The sequence below is a fragment of the Mycetohabitans sp. B3 genome (genome assembly GCF_021498065.1).
GTDB lineage: Bacteria > Pseudomonadota > Gammaproteobacteria > Burkholderiales > Burkholderiaceae > Mycetohabitans.
Genome location: NZ_JAHLKN010000050.1, coordinates 20614 through 39772, shown reverse-complemented (window position 1 = coordinate 39772; position 19159 = coordinate 20614). Strand labels below are relative to the sequence as shown.

Below are 19159 nucleotides of genomic sequence, written 5' to 3'. Positions count from 1 at the left end.
GCGCGGCGTATGGCTTTGGGCGCAGATTTCTTTCCACTTCATCCAGCAGCAATGCGTCGGGCCACCGGACCGACGTGCGGCATATCGAACGGTACGGCTCAAAATGCGTTACGGCCGACAAAACCCTTCACCAGCGTGATCAAGATAATCTTAATGTCGAACCAGAATGTCCAGTTTTGTATGTAGAACAAATCAAACTTGACTCTCGCTTCCATCTTTTCCACTTTACGCGTTTCACCGCGGTAACCATTGACTTGGGCCCATCCGGTGATCCCCGGGCGGATACGGTAGCGATACATGTAGCCGTCGATCAAGTCCTTGTACAGGTTGTCGTGCTCGATGGCATGCGGCCGCGGGCCAACCACCGACATTTGGCCCAGCAGCACGTTCAGAAATTGCGGCAGCTCGTCCAGCGACGTGCGGCGCAGAAACGCGCCGACTTTGGTGATGCGCGAGTCATGACGCGAGGCCTGGCGCACCACACCATGCTGCTCCTGGTGCACACGCATCGTGCGGAATTTAAAGATTTCGAACTCCTGCCCATCGATGCCCTTGCGCTTTTGCTTGAACAGTACCGGCCCGGGAGACGAGAGCTTCACCGCGATGCCTAGCACAATGAACAGCGGCAACAAAGGCACCAGCACAGCCAAGGCAAACAACCGGTCGAACACCAACTTGGGCCACAGTTGCGGATCGGAGACCGGACTGGCCGCCAGGTTAATCGCCGGCATGCCCAACACCTCGGTAACCGACTGACTGAATAGCGTCATGCTCCGCACGTCCGGCAGAAACCTCAGGTTGACGAAATCGTGGCGAAACTCACGCACGATGCGCTGGATCGCGCGCTCATGCGACAATGGCAACGCAAGCCACATTTCATCGATGCCACCGGCACGCACGATGTTGGCAAGTTGTGCGAAGTCCGTCAGTACCGGTACGCCGCCAATGCACGCCGAAGGCACCGTGCCGCTATCGTCAAACACATACACCGGCCGAAAACCCGCTTCCGACGCCGCGTGCATCTGGTCGAGAACGGCCCGACTATAGCTTTCGGTGCCGACGATGATCACCGAACGTTGGTTCTTTCCGCTTTGCCGGACCTTGCGCAATACCGCATGGATAAACAACTTGCCCGCGAGCAGCAACGCGCCGCAGGTCAACACCGCCGTGCCCAGCCACAGGCGCGAGATGTCGTTACTGCGATGCAGCGTGAAGATGAAGCACAAGCCGAGCACGACCACCGCGAACCAGGCAAGCGTGACGCGCGATAACAATCGGTACAGTGTCTGCCCCCGCCACGAGCGGTAGATACCCAGTGGCGGGAAGACCAGCAGCGTCAATGCACACGACAGCGCCACCAGCGAGCGCTCCGCGTCAGTTAAGTCGAATGAGCCGTTGTAACGCAACGCATGCGCCAGCCATGCGCCAGCCGCAACGAGCAAGACATCCGATAGCCTTGCAACGATTCCTAGCATCGTGAATTTCTCCGCGCGAGCGCTTAGGCGGGTTGCAGCACACGCACGTAGCCGACCGTGCGCAGCGCACGTTCGTCGGCCGGCGCAACCGTGCGTGAGCGCTCCAGCGCCACGACATCGTCGGCACGCGGCAACAGCCGATCAAATTCTCGGCGAATCATGCCGTAGCACTCACATGCACGCGCCTCGAGGCCATGCCGGTCAAGTACAGTGATATGCCCGCGGCGTTGTCTTATCAAACCTGCTTCCTGCAGTTTGCCGGCCGCCTCGGTCACCCCCTCGCGACGCACCCCCAGCATGTTCGCAATCATCTGCTGGGTGACCGTCAGTTCGTCCGTGGACAAGCGGTCATGCGCCAGCAGAAGCCAGCGACAGAGTTGCTCATTGACCGAATGGTGTCTGTTGCATAGCGCACTTTGAGCGATTTGCGTCATCAGCGCCTGGATGTACAACAGCATCAGCCGATGAATACCCATCGACTTTTCAAACTCCTTTCGGAACACGCTGGCGGACACGCGGTATGCAAAACCGCTGCTGCGTACTTCGACGCGGCTGGGCATCGTACCGCCGCCGGTGAGCACTGGCACCCCGACCACGCCCTCGTTACCGATCGCCGCAACCTCGACCGTCGCGCCGTCCTCCATCAGGTACAACATCGACATCACCGCAGTCGTCGGGAAATACATGTGCCGGATCGGTTCGTCAGCATCGCAAAGCAGCTGCGAGCTCTTGACGCGAACCAGCTCGAGGTGCGGCTCGAGTGATCGCCAGTCCTCCTCGGTCAAGGCGCCAAGCAAGTGGTTCGCGTGCGGATCGTCTCTGAGGTAGAGCATATTGGTGTTCCGGTTTGGCTATGCTGCGCAAACGCAGCGGGGTGTGCGTCGAATCTCGCTGATCACGATCCAAGGACAATTGCAACCGCTGCAATCTTTACCTTGACCTCGGATCCGCGACCTGTTGAACGTTTTCTGTCACGTTGCCATGTCGCCCTCTTGAGAGGACATGGCCTTAATTCAGCGAGTTGTGTGCCACTAGGTCAGAAGTCCTTGATTAATAACGGTCTACGCATGACGCACGTAGCCGCGACACCGCTGCACCGCCCAAAAGCGTCGCATTGGTGAACAGACTAGGGGTCGCGGGACACACTCGATGTTGCATTGCGCCATCGGCGTGACCCGCCTCGGAATGTGCGCTTTACCGTTTATTCCTTTTCTGCACGCGGGTTAAGACTCATTTTGCATAACCAAACACCCCGTCGAGGCACCGGATCGACGCTCGGGATGCGGTGCTATAGAGCACACAAAACTGTTTCAAATTTGAATTGCCAAGCCGGCGTCAGCCTATGCTCGCCACCCCACACTTCATCCGCAATCTCTTGATTATTCATAATTTTTTATTAATTTAACCAAACACCGAAATGACAAACCTTAGATTCGCGTAATAGTTACCGGTCATGGCGCAGACGTCACCCTTTTGACCAGGATCCATGGCGTCGATGTAACATCATCGACATCGAATTTACAGTTTGAAACGCGCGAACCGTGAGCGCGGCGGTACGCCGCGCAATACAGCGGGGATTAATCGGGGAGGATATCGCTCGACGGCGTGGCGTCGGAGGCGAGAGCAATTGCTGCGTTGCGGGCAGACCCCAACCCGAGCGGCGCAGCGTACAAATCGCGCAGATGCCGCGCGACACTGACATCGGTATCGTTGCGATAACCGTCCATCCCGCAGACCATCATCGCGTGGTTGACCAGCGCCAGTGCGCTTCTCGATACCCCGGTTCTCAACACCTGCATTTCGTCGACGAAGGCGAGACCCCGCGGCGGCAAGCCGCCCGGACCGCTGCTGGCCTGCTCCAGTGCGCTGCCCAGATGCGCGCGCATCATCTGCAACAGCGCATTGGCTTCGGCAAGGCGTGCGGCGCCGGGCAGCAACGCGTGCGGCGCCTCGCCTTGCCCCCTCAAGTAAGCCTGTGCTCGTTCCAATGCACTGGCAGCGATGCCGACCCATACGGCGCTGTGCAGCAATTGAATAATCGCATGAAGGTTGCCTGCGCCGTCCCGCGCTGTAGGCAGGATCTGCCCCGGCTCGCCCGTGACGACCACGCGGAATTCGTCGCTGCACAATCCTCGCATGCCAAGCGCATCCCAGCTTTCGCGCCGCTCCAGCTTGTACTGCTCCTTGGGCGCGGCGACGAATCCGTCTTCGCCCGCCGGCAGCAACAAGCCGTCTGCGTAAGCACCATATGGGATCGTCGTGCCGTCGATCACCAGTGTGAATTGCTCCGCATGGTGTTGCAGCAACACGGGCCCGGGCCCACCGGCGGCGCCCGCGACCGGGGCCGGGGCCGGGTCGGCCATGCCGGCAATGCCGAACAGCATTTGCTCGACGCACAGTCGCTGCAGCAATGCGCGACTGGCATCATGCGCTTCGTGATGCAGCACAAGCCACGCGACGCTCGCCTGGTGCATCGCGAACATCATCGCGCTGGATGCACAGGCGCGCGCCAATACCTCGCAGATACCTGCAACGGTCTTGAGCGATGCTCCGGCTCCACCCAGCGGCGCCGGCACCAGCGATGACATTAGGCCTGCTTCGCGCAACGCGCCCAGCGCCTCGGTTGGAAAGCGCGCGTCGCGATCGACATCGGTGGCATGCTCAGACGCGATGCACAGCAACGGCTGCAGGTGGGCATATTCGGCCGAGACCGGCCCGGACCATCGCCGCGAACTTGTGCGATCCACGCCGCCGACCCTGGCCGGCATCGCCCGCGTTGGGCCCCGCGCGATCGCTACCGCGTTCTGCCGCCCGGGCGCCACCATCATGCGGCTGCCTCGTCGGACTGGAGCTGCTTGATAGCCTGGCTCAACGAAGCAACGCTCGTAAACAACTCGCGCGTGAGCCACTCGTCCGGAATTTCGATATTAAAGGCGTTCTCGATCGCCATTAGGAGCTTGACGGTGGCCAGCGACGACATACCGGCATCGTACAGGCTGGCATCGTCGGGCAGGGACGCGATGGGCACGTCCAGGTCGGCCCATTGGGCAAGAATTTCTCGTAACTTGCTATTCATGGTGTCCCCAGGTACGGCTCGGCATCGCTACTGGGCGGCGACAGAGCCTGCCTCTTGAAGTTTCATTAATAACCGGACCGATTTAATCCGTTGAGAGGCATTGCATTCAGTACGCTTGCGAACAAAGTCGCAGCGCCGCCGGCCTGGGGACCGGGACGCGCCCGTACGACGCGTATCAGCAGCAATAGCGCGTCAATTGCGCTGCAGGGGTCTCGCGTCGTTGGCGGTGTCGTTCAATGTCTCGTCGAGCATGGTGCGGCGACCGCTGCCGGCAAGGTCGAAAACGGGGTGCCAGCTACGTTCGTCGGGGCTGGGCAGCCTATCGGCGCCGGCATGCGGGCCACCGGGAAGCCATGGATGGCACCGATGCGCACGCAGCGACGTGGCGTCAGCCCGTCTGGCCCGGCCGTCAGCGGTCGGCCCTCGGCCGGTTGCGAGCGTCAACGACACGGCGCGCGACGGCCTCGATCGGGTATCGTCCTGGCCCTGGCGCGTGCGCATGCCGTGCGCGAGCATCAGACGGTACAGCGTGGCGCGTGACACGCCGAGTTCCTGCGCGGCACCGGCAAGCCTGTTCCGATGTCGCGCGAGCGCCTCTTCGATCGCGCGGCGTTCGGCGTCCTCGCGAGCGACCGCCAACGTCGGCGCCCGTTGCTCGAGGACATCCTCCAGTTCCAGGTCCGCGGGAGTGATCGCCCGTCCCTCGGCCATCACGATCGCGCGGCGTACTCGGTTGATCAACTCGCGCACGTTGCCCGGCCACGAATAACGATACATCGCGTTGAGCGCCGCCGCAGAGAAGCCGCGTATGTGCCGCGGACTGTCGCCACGATAGCGCTCAAACATGCGCCGTGCAAGCAACTCGATATCACGACCGCGGGCGCGCAGCGGCGGTTCTTCGAGCCTGAGCACGCACAATCGATGATAGAGGTCTGAACGGAAGCGCCCTGCGCTCACCGCCGCCTCCAAGTCGACGTGCGTGGCAGAGATGATTCGCACATCCACAGAAATCGGATCGTGTCCGCCCAGGCGTTGTATAGTGCGCTCCTGCAAAAAGCGCAGCAGGCTCGCTTGGCTCTCGAGTGGAAGATCGCCGATCTCGTCCAGAAAAAGCGTCCCACCATTGGCCGCTTCGACGTAGCCGATCTTGCGCTGATTGGCGCCGGTAAACGCCCCCCGCTCGTAGCCGAATAGTTCGGATTGCAGCAGATGTGGCGGAATCGCACCACAGTTGATCGCAACGAACGGCCCCGTTGCGCGAATCGACTGGTCGTGGATCGACTTGGCCGTAAGCTCCTTGCCCGTGCCGGACTCGCCAAAAATCAACACTGGCGCGTCAGTATTGGCGACCTTGCCAATCACGCGGAACAATTGCTGCATCGCCTCGCAAGCGCCGATCATCTCGCCTTGTACACGCGGTGCGTCGTCTCCCGCATCAAGCTCGGCCATCTGGTACGCGCGTGCGACCACATCCACCACCAATTGCGCGGGGCCCGGCATCGCCACAAAGTCAAAACAATGGCTGCGCACACATTGGCGCACGTGCGCCGCCGCCAATTGCGCGGCAGTGGGCGTGGCCACCCACATCATGTCCGGGTGAAGCAGCACCGGTTCGAACTGCGCGATCGCATCGTCAAAGCCGCTGCTGACATCAAAGATGCCCACGCGTGCATCGGTGGTGTTCACCAGGCGCTCGGCCTGACGCGCCGTATCGCACGTCGCGACAGTCCATCCATGTCGGTCCAGCAATCGTTGTAGCGCACGGTCCGCTGACCGCGTCACATAGACGAGCTGCCGCCTGTGTCCGCTGTTCATTCACTCTGCCCTTTATCGATAAGATAACGCGTGACGCCCTGCCACGGCGAACCTGTTCATCGTTGAGCGTACCGCCGCGTCAGTCCAACCTACGCGGCCATACCCCGAATGACGGCCCTGCCGTCATGGCGGACTGCGTACGAGACCGCTGATACGGAACCCATGGTAAGCGAGCACCGGCATCATTATGGCGTCGAAGCGTTACGGGCGCCGACGCTTTGTAAATCTTTGTATCTTCCGCATGCCCAAAAAAATCCGGTATCGCATTGGCGCGTTCGCGCCGCGACGGCCCCATTTCGCGACCGCTGCAATGACCAGATTTGTTTTGGCTATGCTTGTGCATCCATCCCGGGTTACCACTCGAAACATTTCTGTCCCCCGGCATGGCCGATAAGCCAAGCATCTGTCCGAATTAGCGGCTTACGGTAGGAAAGGGAAAACGGTGCGAAGCGGCGGCACCTCACGCGAAACAGCCCGCCTGCCAGCGGGCGTTCGCATACAGACGTTCGTGCCCTGCATCCGTAAAACCCTCGGTACGCGACGGGCGCGGCGTGCCAACCAAGAACTCCGCGATGAGAACGTTATATGACATCCTGGGGGTCACGCCTCACGCAACGCCAGCCGAACTCAAGGCAGCGTGGCGGCGTGCAGCAATGAAGTGGCACCCGGACCGCAACCGCGGGCGAGAACACTATGCGCAAGCGCAATTCCAGCGGATCAACGACGCGTACGCTGCATTGACCAACCCATTGCGCCGAGCCGAATACGATCTTACCTTGCATGCCGGCGTGCGCCGTATTGCGCCGCAGTCGCACGGCAAGCATCGACCAGCGCCGCTGTGGCGGTGGAGTCAGTGGACGCGTCTGTTCCTGCGCAACGCGCGCACGGCACCACGCGCGCGTCGAGCTGTGCGACACGTGCCACGTTCGCATTGGATGGCCGGCATCGGCACGGCGATCGCCGCCGCCGTGCTGATTACCGATCTGAGCATCGACGACGCACCGCTGCGCTCAAACTTCGTGTCTCGCCAACATGGAACATATGGCAGTGGCACGCTTATCGCACCGGCCTACACAAACGGCTCAGGAGGGGGCCGACAGGGCGCGCACCGGGCGCCAGGCGCACCGGCGGATGAGAACTCAGCCCCCGCCGGGCACGGCCGGCCATCACCGCATGGCAGCAGTACGGCCGGGGCTGGGGCCGGGGCTTCGGCGGCCGCGCCCGAAACCGATCCTGCACTGGCTGAAATGCATGCTGCGCTCGCTCGATTGCGCGCGCTGGCGCGTACCGCGCGCGACGATACGCCCCCAACGGAAGACACTCGTCATCCGCGCGGCAACGCTGATACGGCGGCGCCGATCCGCTCAGTACGCGGCGGCACGGCTGCGCCGCGTACGCCGCCTGCCGGCCGTCCGCAACAACCGGCCTCCTTCGTGAAACCCGCCACGTCGGTTCGCGCGCCGCGCAGACGCGGCCCGCCGACGCATTCAGTGAGAACCGCTTCCCGACTATGACTGTCGAGCCGGACGCGGCCAGGCCCGCCCATCGAACTGGCGCTAGTATCGCTGAAACGCGCGCCCCCGACCTCGCGCCCCGCCCCACCGCCCGGGCCTCGCGTGATGGGTCTGTGCGCCGCCACACGGCTATCGCGATGCGACCCGACGGCGCATCGTATGCGCCTGCCGTGCCTGCCGGAGAGCCCACTCTTGCGCTGCTGGCCGGGCTGCTTCCCAGCCAAGCCGGCACCGGACCACTTTCTACACACACGGGCAAGGGCGAAGCGGCGGCCGCTGCGCCGACGAGCGCATCGGGAGAGACCGTGGACAGCAACCCGCCCGCCCCCCGTCACGCCGCAGTCAAAACTCATGACGCAACGGCGCGCATCGCTGCATCGAATAATCGGAACGCGCAGCGTGCGCAGCCCAGCCGCCGAGCCGGCGTGGCGCGCCATGCACGGACGGCCCGCGACACACGGCGCGATCAGCAAGCCAGTGATCCATTGGATGCGTTGCGGCGGATGCTGCACGCATCATGGTGGCATGCCCCGCCGCGCCGTAACCGACTCGATAGCGGCCCACAATATAAAGGCCAGTAGAAGTAAGCCACTTGGCAAGACCCTGCACAGTCGATCCTCAATACGCAGTCGATCATCTTGGATGCGGCTGGGCGCGCATTGATTTTGGAGGCCGGATCCTATCAACACGTCATCTACGATCAATACGGCAATCTTGTTTGGGATCCAACCACTGAGGGCACCAGTGGCGAACTGATCGGCAATATAGCTGAACGTCTATGTCGCCGGATCCGGCTTTACACTTGACACGGCCACTCAGCTTACTTCGTCATCAATGCCGGGATCAACTACCAATATGTGGGTGTACTTCGATACCGGACCTCGCGCGGCGGACCGTCGCCTGGGATCTTGAATCCCTCGGGGGATTGTGATCGAGCCAATGCCACTCCTGCCGGGCATCCGTGAACACATTGCGAATCAGGCCGATGTCGCGGTTCGCCGAAGACGCCGCAACATGCCTCAGTCTTGCATCTCGCCACTCGACAAGCTGCGATGTCCTGAAGTCGGCAAGTTTCATAGCCGCAAGCTGAGGAAAGTCGCGTGCGAACGCCTCGAAGCGCAGCTTTTTTGCAGGGGGATCGCTCTTATTCGGCAATACCTTTACGCGTATCTAGTCATCATATCTGCGACCGTGTGTAGTTCTTGATTTTTGCGTTGGTCCCGGGGACCGGACTCGAACCGGCAAGCCGTGAAGCGGCGGATTTTCTTCACACTACGCCTTTCGGCGCCGCCGGCCTCGCGATGGCCGACGTTCGTGCGCTGGACTATGCCTTCGCCATCGCGCGGTGCCGCTCGTATTACCGCGGTATCGCGCATTAGGCGCCCTCCGTCTAGTCTCTACACCTTCCTGCAAGGCCTAACGGGCCCCACGGGCTTGGCTCGGCGTTGCCTCGGCTTATGTGCCAGGGGGTTCGCCGAATTTGAAGGGTTCTACATCGACCGTTTCCGGCCGTGCACTCAAATTGTCAAGTCCGCTATGTTTACCAATTTCATCACCCCGGGAAAGGGCGGAGTGCATTCTACCATCCAGGCGCGCAAGAAAGAAGCCATAGTGGCGCACGAAGCCACCGCCGTGGTCAGTTGAGTGGTGGAGACCATGACCGATATCAGCGCCAACTCGACCACGTAGCCAAAATTGAATATCACTATGTCTCATCCGTTAGTCAGTAACGATCCGCAATCGACGTCCAGCATATCGCTAAGGAGATTGAAGACGTGGGCAAGAGCGAGCAGCGCGGAGTATCGAGGCCTGATGCCACGTACTCAGCTCACTCTCACGCAGAAGGGCGGCTCGTTCGAGCTGAGTGTCAAGCGCCGCGTCCGGTTCGAGGAGGAGAGGCGGGGAAATAGTCTGCCATGAACTGGTAGACGCGCTCGTGCGCGCCGACTGAGCGCTAATTGCGTCAAACACGGCTCGCACGACATGCACGGACACATCATGGTCTTACCGAATCCCATGCCACTGGCGCAGCCCCCACTTCCAAGGTACTGTTTACACTTCGCATTGCCGGGCCCACGATGAACGCGATCCGGCGGTCCATGTCGAATCGAATTTTCGGCATGGAATTGCAAAATTCCCCGGCCCGGCGTTCCGGCGATATGACCAGAATCGCACATGGAGGAGATCATGGCAAAGGATGCCCGTTATGCCGCTACCGCCTCGCAATCGAGCGAGTTCGGCTGGCTCACCCCATCGATCCAGAAATCGCACGAGCGCTCCGAAACCTATGGATTGCGCGAACTGGCGCGCCCGGACTACGACGTGCTGAGCAGCCCCGAACTTAACTTGAAGCGCGAACAGAACCGGATGCTGTGCGCACACGCGATGCCGGTGATGGAAACGTTGCATGAACAAATCGTCAACACGCAAAGCATGATTGTGCTGACGGACGCGCACGGGCTAATCCTGCACTCAATCGGCGACGACGACTTCCTGGCGCGCGCCGAAAAAGTCGCGCTGCGCCCTGGCGCAAATTGGGCCGAGGACCGACAGGGCACCAATGCGATCGGCACCGCGATCGCCGAGCGCTGTCCGATCGTCGTGCATGGCAAGCAGCACTACCTGGCAGCCAATCGGTTCCTGACCTGCTCCAGCGTGCCGATCCTCGACCCATACGGCGATCTGATCGGCGTGCTGGATGTGACCGGCGACTATCGCAGCTACCATCAGCACACGATGGCGCTAGCCAGGATGTCGGTGCAAATGATCGAAAACCAGTTGTTCACCAGCACCTTCCGCGAGACGCTGCAGGTCGCCTTCCATGCGCGCAAGGAGTTCCTCGACACGCTGATGGAAGGCATCGCCGCGTTCACCAGCGATGGCCGCTTTCTGTCCGCGAACCGCAGCGCGCAGTTTCAGCTGAACCTGCCGCTCAGTGCGCTGCGTGCACACACATTGTCCTCGCTGTTCGGCGTGAGCAGCGCGCAACTGATGGACACGGTACGCCATTGCCATGGACAGCCGGTGTCAATGAATCTGCACAACGGCGCGGTGGTGTGCGCGCGCGTCGAGTTCAAACGCGCGCCAGTCACGCCGACCGCGTCGCCGCACGAGGCCGGCGCCGAGTTGCGCGCCACGACGCGGAGCACGGTCCGCCTGGCCCCGCCGGCGCCGGCGTCGCAATCGCGGCTAAGCCATCTCGACACCGGCGATCCGCAAGTCGCGTCGGTGATCGCCAAGGTCCGCAAGGTACTCGGCAAGGACATCCCAGTCTTGATCAACGGCGAGACGGGGACCGGCAAGGAGTTACTCGCGCAAGCCATTCACAACGATTCGCCGCGCCGCGATGGGCCGTTTATTGCCGTGAACTGTGCGTCGATTCCGGAGACACTGATCGAGTCGGAATTGTTCGGCTACGAGGAAGGCGCGTTCACTGGCGCCCGGCGCAAGGGCTCGATCGGCAAGCTGCTGCAGGCCGACGGCGGCACGTTATTTCTCGACGAGATCGGCGACATGCCGTATCCATTGCAAGTCCGGTTATTGCGTGTCTTGCAAGAGCGCGTCGTCAACCCCCTCGGATCGAGCCGCTCGATCCCGGTCGATATCGCAATCGTTTGCGCCACCCATCGCGACTTGCGGGAAATGATCGCGCAAAACCGCTTCCGTGAAGACCTGTACTACCGGCTCAATGGACTGGTCGTCAAATTGCCGCCGCTGCGTGAGCGCACCGACCTCGCAACGGTCGTGCAACGCATGCTGCAACTGGAGTCGGGGCACGGCGCCGCCAGCGCACCACCGCTGAGTGTGGACAGTGATGTGATGAAGCTGTTCGAGCAATGCACGTGGCCCGGCAACTTCCGGCAACTAGGCAATCTGCTGCGCACGGCAGCCGCGATGGTAGAAGATGACGGCGTGATCCGGCGCGAGCATCTGCCGGACGATTTCTTCGAAGACCTGCGTCCAGCACGAGGCGATGCGCGTGCCGTGGCTGTCGGCCCGGATGCCGCCTCTTTCGGCGGCCTCGCCCCATTGCCGCTGCACGCACGGCTGCAAGACGTCGAGGCCTGTGCGATCGCCGCCGCTATTGCGCGCCATGGCGGCAACGTGTCGGCCGCAGCCCGCTCGCTCGGGATATCGCGCAATACGATCTATCGCAAGATGCCCAGCGTGGCAGGTGCATCTGGTCCTTCGACCGATCATTAACGCCGCAGCGGAGCAGCTGCGCACCGCGCGCTGCTCCATTGACCTGTCCATGTTTGCCCTCACTGCGTCCGAATCATGCGATCAGTGTAGGTGGCGTGTTGCCTCATGGGATGATGTTACTGTCGTACATGAACGCCCCCGGCTTGCCAAGCTCTCAGTAGATGACGACGCGAGGTAAAGATTGCACCCGTACAATTGGGACCACTGATCACGTTCACCGAAATACGCAGTATGCTATGCCAGCAGCCTTAACTGTCGAGGGCGAAGTACGGTGTGCAGCCTCCGCTTTCTGCACGCTCGACCTCGAAGGCCGTAAGCAGCGCTGACCGAAGACAGTAGAGAGCAACGTTGTAAAAATCAAGGCGATCCAAGTAGCGCGTTTTGAGCGTGGGAATGTCCAGATGTTCGCATGCGATCGTCTCCAGCAACCTGTTGAGCTTAAGCACTACCATCGTCATTGCCTCACGCTGTGACTGATAACATCCAAGGTTCCCATTCCAACTTTTTCGCTATAGCGATAGATACTATTGGTACCTATCATACGAGGCACATCATGGATACAGCTAAAATGTTTTGGACCGGCCGCTCGCAGGCCATCCGCTTGCCCAAGAACTTTCGATTTGACGCTACGAGGTTCGAACCCGTCGCCACGGCGCACAGGTCATCCTAGAACCAGTACCGAACAGTTGGGACTGGCTCGCGCCGCTTATCGGTCCGCTCGATACCGAATTTGAGAGGGCTGCTACCGAACAGCCCCTCGGGCAAACACGCGCAGCTTTAGATGTGTTCCAATGAAATACTTGCTTGGTGCGAATGCGATCATCGCAATTCTGAAAGGGAAACCAACCCTACTGACGCGACTACAAGCGCATACCCCCAAGGACTTTGGCTTACCACCAATCGTCGCTCATGAACTATTCTACGGTGCTTATAAAAGCCAGCATATCGATGCCAATCTCGCACGTATTGAAGCGTTGCAGTTAGAGACGCTGGCGTTTGATCGAGAGAATGCGCAGCATGCCGGCGAAATTCGCGCACAGCTTGCAGCCGCAAGCCCCCCATTGGCCCCTACGATATGTTAATCGCCGGTCAGGCCCGCGCACGAAACCTCGTATTACACGTAACATGCGAGAGTTCATGCGTATACCGAGCCTTATGATAGAAGATTGAGAGAGCTGATGCATGGTGACCTGCCTGAAGTCGCCAGTGATGTGCGCAGCGCCGACGCTAAACGGATGCTCGAAGTAGAAACTCAGCACGGCCAGACCAAGACCTGGGCAAAGCTCTTGGCTTTTTATCCAGGAAAACTGCCCACACTGCGAGACGCCATTGTAAAAATCGGCGCGTGGACTTTCAGCATTCAGACGCGCGCGTAGCACGCATTTTCCGATCCGATTGTTTTCTTTACATCTAAAAACCGGGTGACGGCGACTTATCGTCGGACCGGTGATCCTCACGCAGACCGAGCACATCAAGGTATGCGTCGAGAGCACGCTGAACCGACGCAGCGACCAACCGCGTAATGCCACTGTAATCGCCTGTCACGCACGCCTCATCCAATGAATCGTAGTAAGCAAGGCGATCCTCTTTACGGATAACGGCAGGTGGATAGCCAAACTTCATCAACTCGAAGTTTAGCAACAGTCGCCCCGTTCTGCCGTTACCGTCCACAAACGGGTGGATCTTTACAAACCGTGTATGCAGCTCGGCCGCACGCGTGACAGGATGCACCGTCTGCGCTTGCGCGTGCCAGTCAATGAGCGCGGCCATTTCGGCCGGCAGATGCAGGAAGTCCGGCGGCGTCGTGCTAGCGCCTGCAATTACCACGTTCTCATGGCGATACTGGCCGGCCTCTTTGTCATCGATCCCTTTCAGCACTAGGCCGTGAATGTTGCGAATCTGCCATTCGGACAGCGCCTCGTTCTTCGCGACGATCTCCTCGACGTAGAGAATCGCGTCGCGATGGTTCGTGGCCTCGAAGTGCTCGCGCAGCGACTTGCCCCCCACCGTAATGCCTTCCAGTACCACTTTCGTCTCGCGCAATGTTAGCGTGTTGCCTTCGATTGCGTTCGAGTGGTACGTCCATTCCAACATCAGCTTTTCGCGCAGCGATGCGACCGTATGCGGCGGCAGTGGACGCGCCGCATCAAGCTCCGCCTTGGCGACGTTAACAGCTTCCAGCATAGGCTGTAGAGACGAATCCATCACTTTCTCTCATCACAATTTTTGACCTGCCACGCCTGCACGCGAAATCTTACAGTTTGTAGCGCCGACGGGCTTCATACCCATGACATGAATGCCGCAGGCTTCGCTCTTTCTGACGTCAAGGCTTGAGTGCGAGTCTAACGTTCGAGTCGCGAAGCGACGCCTCGGCCTGCTCGGCACTGACATTGCGTAACGAGCTGCTATTTTCCATTACCACTGAGCCGCCTGGCGATACGCGTTTTCGCGCCCGCTCTCATACAGCCGCTCGTCTGCCTTATGATGCTCGATCCAGGCACGCCAGCCGTTCTTGTTGATGACGGAAGCACCTTACATCGCAGACTAGCGCGCTTGCGGATTGTTCGCGTCGCCGACCTACCGCTGCGTGTTGCCCAGCGCGTACATCCGGTTCCAGAACTCGTTGCTCATCGCGTTTTCCTCACTCGATAATCGCCTGAAACCGAGCCAGCGCGTCCTCAACCACTTCAACCGGTGCGCGTTCGACCTTACGCGCGCCGCGCGCCTCCAAGTCGAGCATACGCGCCATGTTGACGAGCGCAACACCTTGCGTCTCAGCTCCAGAACCGCAAAGCGGTACGGCGAAGCCAGCAAAGCGAGCCAATTCGCCGCCCTGGGTGATCGGGGCAACGAGCGCCACGCCTAAGGCGTTGAACGCCGCCGGAGATAGAACGAGCGCCAGGCGAAAATCGCCTTGCTGCTCTCGCCCCACAGTCGGATTTAGGCTCACGCGCACGATATCGCCGCGCTCGAACTTGACCCGCCTCACCATGCTTCACGTCCCACCGATTTGACCTCGCCCCATGCCGCCATGTCGCCCGGAAAAACCGCCTTCGTGTCGCACTGGGCAACAAGATCGTCCAGCAAATACTTGCGGCGGGTCGGGGTCAGCATCACGCCATCCGGGCGCACGTCGGCGTTGAGCGAACTGCCGACCGACGCGTTGATCTGTTCAAGCAGCACACTCGGCAAACGAACTGCAGCGCTATTGCCCCATTTTTGAATCTTGAGTTCCATCACGACCTCCTAATGTTTATCCATTGTAGAAACACGCAACAAGATTGGCAAGCACTTTGCATCTTCAATGAAGATACCGGAAGCGCTGCGTCAAGACAGGGCCAGGCTAGTAGTAGTTCTCGGCTTTGGCCTCATTGGCAAACGAAGTCCAATTTGCCCGCACCGGACGCAGCAAGATCGTGCTTCCTTCCCGCCGGATTTCCAGTTCCGTGACGCCCTCAACTTGCATATCCTTGGGAATGCGGATCGTCTGATTCGCATTGTTTTTGAAATAGACACAGTACGCATGGTCTGCACAGCGACCTGATACGGCACGCTGTGATAGCATCATGTTATTTTCTTCATTCTCCGTTCTCCGGTCGAGCCCCGCCATGCGCGTGTCCCTGTTCCCGATGCGTTTGCGACGTCGCCACACCACGCGCGTGGCGACAGACGCGCGCGCGATCCGGACGGACCGACCCGGTACCGACCTGCTCCGATACATTGCCGCGGCGCCGCTTTCATCGGCCCGGCACTCGCACTAAGCGGCTCCTGTTTCAGCCGCTGCCTGGGCGGGTACCGGGCGCACCAACTATTTGACTTTTCGTTGCGTTGGAGAAACGAGATGAAGACCTGCTATTTGACAGAAACCGACGTCGGCCGACTCGAGCGCCATGCGGCAAAAGCGAGCCCACAATCCGGCTACCAGGCGATGCTCGATGCCCTGCTCGAGCGCGCGGCCGTGGTCGAGGCCACCGACATCGACCCGAGCGTCGTCACGATGAATTCGACTGTAACGCTGTCGAATCCGTCGTCCGGCGAACGCATGACGTGGACCGTCGTCTACCCGCCGAATGCCGACTTCTCGCAAGGACGGTTGAACGTGTTCTCGCCGGTCGGCCTCGCGCTGCTCGGCGCGAGGCCGGGCGACGAATTGCGCGTAACGCCCCCTAGCGGGGCACCGCAAATGCTAAAGGTCGAGCAGATCGTGTTCCAGCCCGAGGCGGCTGGCGATTATCGGCTTTGACCACATGGCCGCACCGGTCTGGCGGCGTGGCCGTGCCACCGAGTGTGGCCATGCCGCCGGATGTGACCATGCCGTCAGGTGTGGCCGTGCCGTCGTCAGGCGCGCCGTGCGGTCAGCCGCCGAGATACGCGTTTTTGACGCGTTCGTTGACCAGCAGATTCGCGCCGGTATCGGCCAGTATCACGCGGCCGGTTTCCAATACGTAGCCGCGATCGGCCACCTGCAGTGCCTTGTTCGCGTTCTGCTCGACCAGAAACACCGTCACGCCCTCGTCGCGAATCGCGCGAATAATATTGAAGATCTGTGCGATCACCAGTGGCGCGAGCCCGAGCGTGGGCTCATCCAGTAACAGCAAGCGGGGCCGGCTCATTAGCGCGCGCCCGATAGCCAGCATTTGCTGCTCGCCACCCGACATCGTGCCCGCGCGCTGGTGCATGCGGCGCTCCAGTTGTGGAAAGAGCTTGTACACGTGCGCAAGCCCTGCGTCGATCTCATGCCGACTCGCGAAGAAGCCTCCCATCTTCAGATTTTCGAGGACGGTCAGGCTCGGAAACACGCGCCTTCCTTCTGGCGAAATCGCCAGTCCCATACGCATAATCTCGTGCGTGGGCAGTGCCGTGATGTCCTGCCCATCGAACAGCACCCGTCCACTTGATGCCCGTGGCGTGCCGCATACGGTCATCATCAACGTTGTCTTACCCGCCCCGTTGCTACCGATCAGCGTGACGATCTCGCCGCGCCGGACCTCCAGCGACACCCCCGAGAGCGCCTCGATTGCGCCGTAGTGCGTGTGCACCTGCTCCAGCCTGAGCATCACTCCTCTCCCAGATAGGCCTTGATCACGCGCTCGTCATTGCGCACTTCGTCCGGGCGGCCGGTCACGATCGGCCGGCCGTGCTCCATCACCAAAATGCGGTCCGACACGTTCATCACCAGCCCCATGTCGTGCTCAATGAGTAGGACCGCCACGCCGAATTCCCGGCGCAGCCCGTCTATCAGCTGTTGCAATTCGATCTTCTCTTGCGGGTTGAGCCCCGCAGCCGGCTCGTCGAGCATCAGCAAGCGCGGCCCGGTGATCATGCAGCGCGCAATCTCCAAGCGCCGCTGGTGACCGTACGACAGTGTGCCCGCAGCCCGGTTAGCCACCGCACTCAATCCCATGCGCTCGAGCCAGCGCGCCGCACGCGCTAGTGCATCGCGCTGCGCGCGCCGATATGCCGGCGTGGCCAGCAACCCGCGCAACAGTCCGCTTTGTGTCAACCGGTGCTGCGCGACTAGCAAGTTCTCGACCACCGTCAACGACTTGAACAGTCGGATGTTTTGGAACGTGCGCACCAGCCCACGTTGCGCAATGAGGTGACTGCTGAGCCCCGCGATCGATTCGCCATCCAGCGCAATCCGCCCGCTCGAGGGCCGATAGAATCCGCCCACACAATTGAACACCGTCGTCTTACCCGCGCCGTTCGGCCCGATGATCGCGAACACTTCCTCGCGCCGCACGTCGAACGCGACGCCATCGACCGCGAGCAGCCCGCCAAAGCGCATTTGCAGGCCCGATACTTCCAATAGCGCGGCGCTCATCGTGGCAACTCCACGTGTACGCGGCTAGCCGGCAACAATCCTTGAGGACGCCACATCATCATCAGCACCATCACCAGGCCGAACAGCAGCATCCGGTATTCCGCCAGCCCACGGGCGAGCTCCGGAAGCACCGTCAGCACAATCGCGGCAAGGATCACGCCAAGTTGCGAGCCCATCCCGCCCAGCACCACGATCGCCAGGATCAGGGCGGACTCGATGAACGTGAACGACTCCGGATTGACCAGCCCTTGGCGCGCCGCGAAGAACGCACCGGCGAGCCCGGCGAACGACGCCCCGAGCGTAAAAGCCGACAGCTTGATGCGCGTGGGATTCAGCCCGAGCGAGCGGCATGCAATCTCGTCCTCGCGCAGGGCTTCCCATGCCCGCCCCATCGGCATGCGGATCAGACGGCTTGTCACGAACAGCGTGAGGCCCGCCAGCAGCAGCGCCAGTAGGTACAGAAAGATCACCATGTGCTCGCCGCGGTACGCCAGGCCCAGCACTTCATGAAAAGTGCGCGTGCCTTCCACGCTGGCGCTGCGCGCCATCTCTAAGCGGAACACGGTCGGCTTCGGCATACCGGAGATACCATCCGGACCACCGGTCAGGCTGGTCAAGTTATTGGCCAGCAACCGGATGATCTCGCCAAAGCCCAGCGTGACAATCGCTAGATAGTCACCGCGCAAGCGCAGCACTGGGAAGCCGAGCAGGAAGCCCATGATCGCCGATGCACCGGCCGACAGCGGTAGACATTGCCAGAACGACAACCCGAAGTAGTGATTCAGCATCGCATACGTGTAGCCACCCACCGCGTAGAAGCCCACGTAGCCCAGGTCGAGCAATCCCGCGAAGCCCACCACAATGTTCAGCCCGAGTCCCAGAATCACGTAGATGAGCGCCAGCGTAGCGATGTCTACCGCACCGCGCGAGCCGAAAAACGGCCAGACCAACCCCACGCCGAACAGCGCCCAGACCAGCCGCCGCTGGTGCCGTGCACTGAGCGGCGGCAACGTCGGCAGCCGCACGCCGTGCGTGGCGCGCGCGAGCAGCGGCTTGCACAGCTGGAACACGAATACCGCGCCCACCGCGAGCCACACCGGCCGCCAGTGAGGCTCAAGCACCACTTGATAGCCTTCAAGGCGCAGCCGCAGGCCCAGCACCGGCACCGTCAGCAATGCTGTGAGCAGCGCCGCAAGCGCGGCATGCTTGACCGTCTGCATGCCGACCGTCGTTTGATATGCGCCCATGGTCG

The 19159-nt window shown here is 61.1% G+C and carries 17 protein-coding genes and 2 pseudogenes; 6 read left to right on the top strand and 13 right to left on the bottom strand.

Annotated features, from left to right (window positions below):
* Window positions 1-98: 98 nt before the first annotated feature.
* The 5 genes and pseudogenes from KQH55_RS14800 to KQH55_RS14780 form a co-directional block, all read right to left on the bottom strand.
* Complete coding sequence (locus tag KQH55_RS14800) at window positions 99-1475, bottom strand: undecaprenyl-phosphate glucose phosphotransferase (RefSeq protein WP_235091516.1); 1377 nt, start codon at window positions 1473-1475, stop codon at window positions 99-101.
* A 23-nt stretch (window positions 1476-1498) separates the two neighbouring features.
* The gene (locus KQH55_RS14795; protein ID WP_235091515.1) at window positions 1499-2308 is read right to left on the bottom strand and encodes a Crp/Fnr family transcriptional regulator; all 810 of its coding nucleotides are present in this window, start codon (window positions 2306-2308) and stop codon (window positions 1499-1501) included.
* 744 nt (window positions 2309-3052) lie between these two features.
* A complete protein-coding gene (locus KQH55_RS14790; protein WP_235091514.1) occupies window positions 3053-4303 on the bottom strand; it encodes an acyl-CoA dehydrogenase family protein in 1251 nt (416 codons plus the stop codon).
* A complete protein-coding gene (locus KQH55_RS14785) occupies window positions 4300-4551 on the bottom strand; it encodes an acyl carrier protein (RefSeq protein ID WP_076788027.1) in 252 nt (83 codons plus the stop codon). The genes KQH55_RS14790 and KQH55_RS14785 overlap by 4 nt, the downstream gene beginning before the upstream one ends.
* 480 nt (window positions 4552-5031) lie before the next feature.
* Window positions 5032-6366 (bottom strand): annotated as a pseudogene (locus KQH55_RS14780) (sigma 54-interacting transcriptional regulator); the annotation flags it as partial.
* A gap of 572 nt (window positions 6367-6938) precedes the next feature.
* Between KQH55_RS14780 and KQH55_RS14775 the strand changes: the two are divergent.
* The 3 genes from KQH55_RS14775 (at window position 6939) to KQH55_RS14765 (ending at window position 12083) form a co-directional block, all read left to right on the top strand.
* Window positions 6939-7880: a J domain-containing protein gene (locus KQH55_RS14775; protein ID WP_235091512.1), complete on the top strand. Its 942-nt coding sequence runs from the start codon at window positions 6939-6941 to the stop codon at window positions 7878-7880.
* Window positions 7881-8017: 137 nt separating this feature from the next.
* Entirely contained in the window at window positions 8018-8461 is a 444-nt protein-coding gene (locus KQH55_RS14770; RefSeq protein ID WP_076794203.1) for a hypothetical protein, read from the top strand.
* Between the two features lie 1606 nt (window positions 8462-10067).
* Entirely contained in the window at window positions 10068-12083 is a 2016-nt protein-coding gene (locus KQH55_RS14765; protein ID WP_235091511.1) for a sigma-54-dependent Fis family transcriptional regulator, read from the top strand.
* A 248-nt stretch (window positions 12084-12331) separates the two neighbouring features.
* Here the strand turns inward: KQH55_RS14765 and KQH55_RS17020 are convergent, their stop codons facing one another.
* The gene (locus tag KQH55_RS17020) at window positions 12332-12535 is read right to left on the bottom strand and encodes a hypothetical protein (protein ID WP_076788020.1); all 204 of its coding nucleotides are present in this window, start codon (window positions 12533-12535) and stop codon (window positions 12332-12334) included.
* 339 nt (window positions 12536-12874) lie between these two features.
* Here KQH55_RS17020 and KQH55_RS14755 point away from each other — a divergent pair, with 339 nt between their 5' ends.
* Both KQH55_RS14755 and KQH55_RS14750 read left to right on the top strand, forming a co-directional pair.
* Window positions 12875-13165 carry a PIN domain-containing protein gene (locus KQH55_RS14755; RefSeq protein WP_235091510.1) on the top strand — a complete coding sequence of 97 codons (291 nt, stop codon included), beginning with the start codon at window positions 12875-12877 and terminating at the stop codon, window positions 13163-13165.
* 96 nt (window positions 13166-13261) lie between these two features.
* Window positions 13262-13459: a hypothetical protein gene (locus tag KQH55_RS14750; RefSeq protein ID WP_076788019.1), complete on the top strand. Its 198-nt coding sequence runs from the start codon at window positions 13262-13264 to the stop codon at window positions 13457-13459.
* 34 nt (window positions 13460-13493) lie between these two features.
* Here the strand turns inward: KQH55_RS14750 and KQH55_RS14745 are convergent, their stop codons facing one another.
* The 4 genes and pseudogenes from KQH55_RS14745 to vapB form a co-directional block, all read right to left on the bottom strand.
* Window positions 13494-14288, bottom strand: a complete 795-nt coding sequence (locus KQH55_RS14745) for a Fic family protein (RefSeq protein ID WP_076794197.1) — start codon at window positions 14286-14288, stop codon at window positions 13494-13496.
* A gap of 436 nt (window positions 14289-14724) precedes the next feature.
* Window positions 14725-15075 carry a type II toxin-antitoxin system ChpB family toxin gene (locus tag KQH55_RS14740; protein WP_076788017.1) on the bottom strand — a complete coding sequence of 117 codons (351 nt, stop codon included), beginning with the start codon at window positions 15073-15075 and terminating at the stop codon, window positions 14725-14727.
* Window positions 15069-15320 carry an AbrB/MazE/SpoVT family DNA-binding domain-containing protein gene (locus KQH55_RS14735; protein WP_076788016.1) on the bottom strand — a complete coding sequence of 84 codons (252 nt, stop codon included), beginning with the start codon at window positions 15318-15320 and terminating at the stop codon, window positions 15069-15071. The genes KQH55_RS14740 and KQH55_RS14735 overlap by 7 nt, the downstream gene beginning before the upstream one ends.
* Before the next feature lie 118 nt (window positions 15321-15438).
* A pseudogene (vapB, locus tag KQH55_RS14730) lies at window positions 15439-15608 on the bottom strand (type II toxin-antitoxin system VapB family antitoxin); the annotation flags it as partial.
* Window positions 15609-15924: 316 nt separating this feature from the next.
* Here vapB and KQH55_RS14725 point away from each other — a divergent pair.
* A complete protein-coding gene (locus KQH55_RS14725) occupies window positions 15925-16326 on the top strand; it encodes a GreA/GreB family elongation factor (protein WP_076794194.1) in 402 nt (133 codons plus the stop codon).
* A gap of 112 nt (window positions 16327-16438) precedes the next feature.
* Here the strand turns inward: KQH55_RS14725 and KQH55_RS14720 are convergent, their stop codons facing one another.
* From KQH55_RS14720 to KQH55_RS14710, 3 genes are read right to left on the bottom strand one after another with little or no spacing between them, the layout of a single operon-like run.
* Entirely contained in the window at window positions 16439-17140 is a 702-nt protein-coding gene (locus KQH55_RS14720) for an ABC transporter ATP-binding protein (RefSeq protein ID WP_076788604.1), read from the bottom strand.
* Window positions 17140-17907, bottom strand: coding sequence for a high-affinity branched-chain amino acid ABC transporter ATP-binding protein LivG (livG, locus tag KQH55_RS14715; RefSeq protein ID WP_076794192.1), 768 nt, complete (start codon window positions 17905-17907; stop codon window positions 17140-17142). The genes KQH55_RS14720 and livG overlap by 1 nt, the downstream gene beginning before the upstream one ends.
* A complete protein-coding gene (locus tag KQH55_RS14710) occupies window positions 17904-19154 on the bottom strand; it encodes a high-affinity branched-chain amino acid ABC transporter permease LivM (RefSeq protein WP_373566403.1) in 1251 nt (416 codons plus the stop codon). The genes livG and KQH55_RS14710 overlap by 4 nt, the downstream gene beginning before the upstream one ends.
* Window positions 19155-19159: the final 5 nt, after the last annotated feature.

Bases quoted from the DNA above. Each gene is read 5' to 3' on its own strand.
- KQH55_RS14795 (WP_235091515.1), bottom strand. From the start codon at position 2,308: ATGCTCTACCTCAGAGACGATCCGCACGCGAACCACTTGCTTGGCGCC.
- KQH55_RS14750 (WP_076788019.1), top strand. From the start codon at position 13,262: ATGCATGGTGACCTGCCTGAAGTCGCCAGTGATGTGCGCAGCGCCGAC.
- KQH55_RS14740 (WP_076788017.1), bottom strand. From the start codon at position 15,075: ATGGTGAGGCGGGTCAAGTTCGAGCGCGGCGATATCGTGCGCGTGAGC.
- KQH55_RS14745 (WP_076794197.1), bottom strand. From the start codon at position 14,288: ATGGATTCGTCTCTACAGCCTATGCTGGAAGCTGTTAACGTCGCCAAG.
- KQH55_RS14735 (WP_076788016.1), bottom strand. From the start codon at position 15,320: ATGGAACTCAAGATTCAAAAATGGGGCAATAGCGCTGCAGTTCGTTTG.
- KQH55_RS14720 (WP_076788604.1), bottom strand. From the start codon at position 17,140: ATGCTCAGGCTGGAGCAGGTGCACACGCACTACGGCGCAATCGAGGCG.
- KQH55_RS14800 (WP_235091516.1), bottom strand. From the start codon at position 1,475: ATGCTAGGAATCGTTGCAAGGCTATCGGATGTCTTGCTCGTTGCGGCT.
- KQH55_RS14710 (WP_373566403.1), bottom strand. From the start codon at position 19,154: ATGGGCGCATATCAAACGACGGTCGGCATGCAGACGGTCAAGCATGCC.
- KQH55_RS14765 (WP_235091511.1), top strand. From the start codon at position 10,068: ATGGCAAAGGATGCCCGTTATGCCGCTACCGCCTCGCAATCGAGCGAG.
- KQH55_RS14725 (WP_076794194.1), top strand. From the start codon at position 15,925: ATGAAGACCTGCTATTTGACAGAAACCGACGTCGGCCGACTCGAGCGC.
- KQH55_RS14775 (WP_235091512.1), top strand. From the start codon at position 6,939: ATGAGAACGTTATATGACATCCTGGGGGTCACGCCTCACGCAACGCCA.
- KQH55_RS14755 (WP_235091510.1), top strand. From the start codon at position 12,875: ATGAAATACTTGCTTGGTGCGAATGCGATCATCGCAATTCTGAAAGGG.
- KQH55_RS14785 (WP_076788027.1), bottom strand. From the start codon at position 4,551: ATGAATAGCAAGTTACGAGAAATTCTTGCCCAATGGGCCGACCTGGAC.
- KQH55_RS14770 (WP_076794203.1), top strand. From the start codon at position 8,018: ATGCGACCCGACGGCGCATCGTATGCGCCTGCCGTGCCTGCCGGAGAG.
- livG (WP_076794192.1), bottom strand. From the start codon at position 17,907: ATGAGCGCCGCGCTATTGGAAGTATCGGGCCTGCAAATGCGCTTTGGC.
- KQH55_RS17020 (WP_076788020.1), bottom strand. From the start codon at position 12,535: ATGGTAGTGCTTAAGCTCAACAGGTTGCTGGAGACGATCGCATGCGAA.
- KQH55_RS14790 (WP_235091514.1), bottom strand. From the start codon at position 4,303: ATGATGGTGGCGCCCGGGCGGCAGAACGCGGTAGCGATCGCGCGGGGC.